This is a genomic window from Skermanella sp., assembly GCF_059503625.1.
Window position 1 is genome coordinate 1 of sequence record NZ_JCACHA010001159.1, and the last position, 5,030, is coordinate 5,030.

Consider the following 5,030-nt stretch of genomic DNA (forward strand, 5'->3'; position numbering starts at 1 on the left):
TCCTTGCCGCCGATCCGGATGACGCCCGATGTCGGCTCCATGAAGCCGGAGATCATGCGGAGGATCGTCGTCTTGCCGCAGCCGGACGGTCCCAGAAAACTGAAGAACTCGCCCGCAGGGATGGTCAGATGCACGTCGTAAACGGCGGTCAATGCGCCGAAGCGCATGGTGACGTGGTCCAGTTCGATGTCCTGGCTCATGAATCCTCTTGGAAGGGGCGCCGGTCCCCTGTTCGAAACGGTTCGAAACAATTCGAACCGGGTCGAGCGGGGGACCGGCGCCGGTCCTTTACGCCGCCAGGAAGCGGTCCTGATATTCGTTGCGGATCGAGACGTACCACGGTTCCTGGATCGGCCACCACCACAGCTTATCCAGCGCGTCGCCCGGATAGGCTGCCGCGAAGAACTGCTTGTTGAAGTCGCTCAGGTGGGCCTCGGCGCCCTTGGCCGTGGTGTTGATGCTGGTGTGGTTGGAGTAGAGCGCGCCCGCTTCCGGCGTGTAGTACCAGTTGATCCATTCATAGGCTTGGGCGAGGTTCTTGGCGCCCTTGGTGATGCAGAAGCCTTCCATCCAGGCGAGTGCGCCTTCCTTCGGCGCCACGAAGCCGACCGGCAGCTTTTCCTTGCCCAGGCTGGCGGCGGAGCTATCCCAGGTCTGGCCGATGACACAGCCGTTGGTGCGGAAGGCGCCCTGGGCCTCGTTCTCGTTCGACCAGAACTGGCCGACCGACGCCTTGTTCGCGGAGGCGACCTTGATGATCGCGTCGAAGTTGGCCCGCGCCTTCGCCTCGTCCTTGAACTGATCCCTGACCGGGTGCGGCAGCTTGCCCTGGCTTTCCAGCCACAGGGCGATGCCGATCAGGCTGGAATGGCCGCGCACCGTGACCCGGCCCTTGTATTCCGGCTTCCACAGGTCGCCGTAGCTGGCCTGTCCGTATTTCAGGGGAGCGGCCGAGGTGTCGAAGGCGATCGCCTCGGTGCCCCAGTCGCTGGGCGCCATATAGCGCTTGCCCGCGACCACGCCGCCCATGCCGGCGGAACCCTTGACCGCCGAATCGATGCAGCCGTCGAACTTCACCTTCGATTCGTCCAGCGGCTGGACCAGATCGAACTCGACGTAGTTCGGCACGCGGTCGACGGTCGGCATGATGATGTCGAAGCCGGAACCGCCCGAGGCGCGCAGCTGGTTCAGCAGCTCGTCGTTGGTGCCGTATTCGGTCAGGGCCGGCTTGATGCCGGTCTTCTTCTCGAAGTCTGCCAGCATCTCGGGCGAGATGTAGCCGGACCATGCGAAGACCCTGAGTTCGCCGGACGCGGCCCGCGCGTTGCGGACGATGAAGGGGCCTGCCGCCGCCAGGGTGGCTGTTGCGGCAGCACCCTGGAGCAGGGTGCGGCGGGTGAAGCTCTTCGCCGCGAGCTGGGTTGCCCGGCTGCCGTCTTTTTCCAAGCTGTCGCTCATCGTCACTTGTTCTCCCTGAACGCTTCCGCTCACGCCGTTCTTGCCGTGGCCGCCGGACTATGATGCAGACGGGCACCAAACGGCAATTTGGCGCGAGCGGGTCCGCCAAATTTTCATCAATGTGTCATGGGTTTTCCCCGGCGCGCAACACTCCAACCGGTAACGATATCAGACGCATTGGCGGGTTTTGGGAAGTGCTGGGGGGATGGGTGAACGATGGGGCGGGGATGGTCCGGTTTGGTCCGTACGAGCGTCAGCTTTGGACGTTCACTTCGGTTTCGTCATTCCCGAACTTGATCCCATAGGGCTGGCTTGAAACGTTCCCGCGCGTCACGCGGGCGTTACGCTCTACTTTACCGTCATGCCAAGACTTGATCTTGGCATCTCCCGGCAAAAACCAACGTTAGGACTTCAACTTGAAGTCCGGATGTCACCCGCTCAGTTCCTGAAAGGAGATACCAAGATCAAGTCTTGGTATGACGGAAAGGCGGAAGTGACGACCTATATCAGCGCCTAAGAGATCAAGGGTAAAGGAAGCAACGATGACGGTGAGGTGGAGGAGGATACCCGCGTGACGTACGGAGACGCAAAGTCGGCTTGCGCGGGATGTCTTCAGACCAGCCAAGCCAGGGTCCAGACATGCCAAAGGGGGCGAAAGCCCCCTTTGATAGTTTGATCCTTGACACAGTCCGCTTAGGCGGCACGGCCCCATTGAGTGGCCTCGGCATCAAGGTGGCAAAGAATTAGACCGTCTTTGATGCAAGGTCAAGAGGGTAATTTAATAATCCGTTATGCCGCTTTGCAGCATCAAATATAATACTGCGACAGTGGCGAGAAGCCGTTGAAGTTGACCGAGGCGTAGGTGGTCGTGTAAGCGCCGGCCGAGTGGATCTGGACCAGATCGCCGATCCGCAGGTCCAGCGGAAGCTGATAGTCGGCCTTCTCGTACAGCACGTCGGCGCTGTCGCAAGTCGGGCCGGCCAGGATGACGCCTTCGGCATCGCCGCTGCCGTCGCGCGGAGTCATGATCGGGTACTGGATCGCCTCGTCCATCGTCTCGGCCAGACCGCCGAACTTGCCGATGTCCAGATAGACCCATCGTCGGTTGTCGTTGGCAGACTTGCGGGAGATCAGGACGACCTCGCTCTGGATCACGCCGGCGTTGCCGACCATGCTGCGGCCCGGCTCGACGATCGTTTCGGGCAGGCGGTTGCCGAAGTGATGGCGGAGCGACTCGAGGATCGTCATGCCGTAAGTTTCCGCCTCCGGCACGTCGGTCCGGTAGCGGGTGGCGAAGCCGCCGCCCAGGTTGACCATGCCGAGCGTGATGCCGAGCGCTTCCAGGTCGCGGAACATCTCCGCCACGGTGCGCAGCGCGGTGTCCCACTGGGTCGGGTCCTTCTGCTGGCTGCCGACATGGAACGAGACGCCGTAGGGGACGACGCCCTTCTGCGAGGCAGCCACGAGCAACTGACGGGCCATGGAGGGATCGCAGCCGAACTTGCGCGACAGCGGCCATTCGGCGCCTTCGCCCGAGGTCAGGATGCGGCAGAACACGCGGCTGCCCGGTGCCGACTCGGCGATCTTGTCGAGCTCTTCGATGCTGTCGAACGCGAACAGGCGAACACCCAGTTCATAAGCCTTCGCGATGTCGCGCTGCTTCTTGATGGTGTTTCCAAAGGAAATGCGCTCCGGCGGTGCACCGGCGGCCAATGCCATCTCGATCTCGGGGACGCTCGCGGTATCGAACGAGGAGCCCTTCGCGTTGAGCAGCGACAGAATTTCAGGCGCGGGATTGGCCTTGACCGCGTAGTAGATCTTCGCGTCGGGCAAGGCTGCGGTCAGAGACCTGAAGTTCTCTTCAACGATATCAAGGTCGACCACGAGGCAAGGAGTGGCCGGCTGCTGCTCCGCCAAAAAACGGGCAATCTTCTCGTTCATCTCAGTCTCCCGAGAAACAGTAAGGAGTGATGTGATGGGGGGCGTGGGGTATGGGCAGGCAAAGCAGCGCCGTCAAGGCGCGGGCTGAGCCCTAGGGCCGTTTAAGGCCTGCACACAATCGACCACTGTGCGATGGGCGACCGAGATGCTTGAACTGAGGCGGATGGGCGTGCGGCCCACCGACAACAACATGAAACATAGTATCCTCCAAGACGCCGCCTTGCTTAAGGGACGGTCGGGGGTTACACGTTCGTCGTTGCATAACCCCACTTGGAAAAACCGTGGGGGCCAGGGGCACGTGCTAGCGCGGAGCGATCTGATACACCGAAACCTCTCCGCGCAAAAGGATAAAATGACCCCTCGGCGAAAAAAGTTTCGCCCCCGAAAAAACGCCGACAAGCCTATCCGATCAATGACATAGATCAGGGGTGATAAGCGCCTGAATCATAACGATCCGGCATAGCGGGCGATGCGCCGCGCCGCCTCTTCGATCCGGGCGTCGGGTGCGGCCAGAGAGATCCGCAGATGACCGACCGCACTGGGGCCGAAGGCGTCGCAGGAGAGGGTGGCGACGCCTTGGGAGCCGAGCAGGCCATCGGCGAAGGCGGCGGACGACAGCCCCGTCCCGCGCACGTCCAGCATCACGAACATGCCGCCTTCCGGCGCCCTGGCGCCCAGGCCGGGAACGTCCTTGAGGACCGACGCCATGATGCCGGCGCGGCGCTGATAGGCTTCCGCCATCTCCGCCACCTGCGGGCAGTCCTCCGTCAAGGCCACCAGCGCTCCGGCCTGGATGAAGGGCGGGCCGCCATAGAGCATGCAGAGCACCAGCTTCGCCAGATGATCGGTCAATTGCGGCGGACCGATGATCCAGCCGGAGCGGAAGCCCGGCACCGCATGGGACTTCGACAGGCTGGAGACGACCACCGTGCGCTCGGCCATGCCGGGGAGGCTCCAGGGGCTGACATGGGGGCCGGCATAGGCGAGGTCCGCGTAGACTTCGTCCGACAGCAGCCAGAGATCGTGGCGGCGGCAGAATTCGGCGGCCGACTCGACCTCGGCGCGGGTCATCACGGCGCCGGTCGGGTTGTGCGGGCTGTTCAGCCACAGGACTCGGGTGCGCGGGGTGAGTGCGCGTTCGAGGTCGTCGAGATCCAGGTGAAAGTTGCGTTCCGGCCGGAGCGCCACGTTGACGACCGTGGCATTGGCGGCGCCGGCGACCGCTTCGTAGGTCGCGTACATCGGTTCCGGCACGATCACTTCGTCGCCGGGGCCGGCGAGGCATTGCAGGGCGCAGTAGAGGCCGGCCTGCGCGCCGGGGATCAGCACGACGTTCTCGGCCGCTGTCGGCTGGCCCGTGCGCGCCTGATGGCGGGCGGCCACGGCGGCGCGGACCTCGGGGTTTCCGATTATGGGAGAGTAGGTCGTCTTGCCGGCCCGAAGCGCGTCCACGACGGCTTCGATCACTTGGGGCGGCGGGGCCATGTCGGGATCGCCGACGGTCAGCATGATGACGTCGCGGCCTGCGGCTTCCAGTTCCCGCGCCCGCCAGTGGATCGACCACGCATCGGCGCCCTTGCCGGAGATCCTGTCGACCAGAGGGGAAAACCGCATGACAACCGCTCCCTGAA

The 5,030-nt window shown here is 63.4% G+C and carries 4 protein-coding genes; all 4 read right to left on the reverse strand.

Features of this window, described 5'->3' with window-relative positions; genetic code table 11:
* A partial coding sequence (locus tag AC5JJ6_RS41130; protein WP_496047595.1) for an ATP-binding cassette domain-containing protein occupies positions 1-200 on the reverse strand: 200 nt, incomplete at its 3' end.
* An 88-nt stretch (positions 201-288) separates the two neighbouring features.
* Complete coding sequence (locus tag AC5JJ6_RS41135; RefSeq protein WP_496047596.1) at positions 289-1,458, reverse strand: extracellular solute-binding protein; 1,170 nt, start codon at positions 1,456-1,458, stop codon at positions 289-291.
* 807 nt (positions 1,459-2,265) lie between these two features.
* On the reverse strand, positions 2,266-3,399 hold the full coding sequence (locus AC5JJ6_RS41140; RefSeq protein ID WP_496047597.1) for a type III PLP-dependent enzyme: 1,134 nt from the start codon (positions 3,397-3,399) through the stop codon (positions 2,266-2,268).
* A 444-nt stretch (positions 3,400-3,843) separates the two neighbouring features.
* Positions 3,844-5,030: pyridoxal phosphate-dependent aminotransferase (locus tag AC5JJ6_RS41145; RefSeq protein WP_496047598.1), on the reverse strand; the 1,187-nt coding region annotated here is incomplete at its 5' end.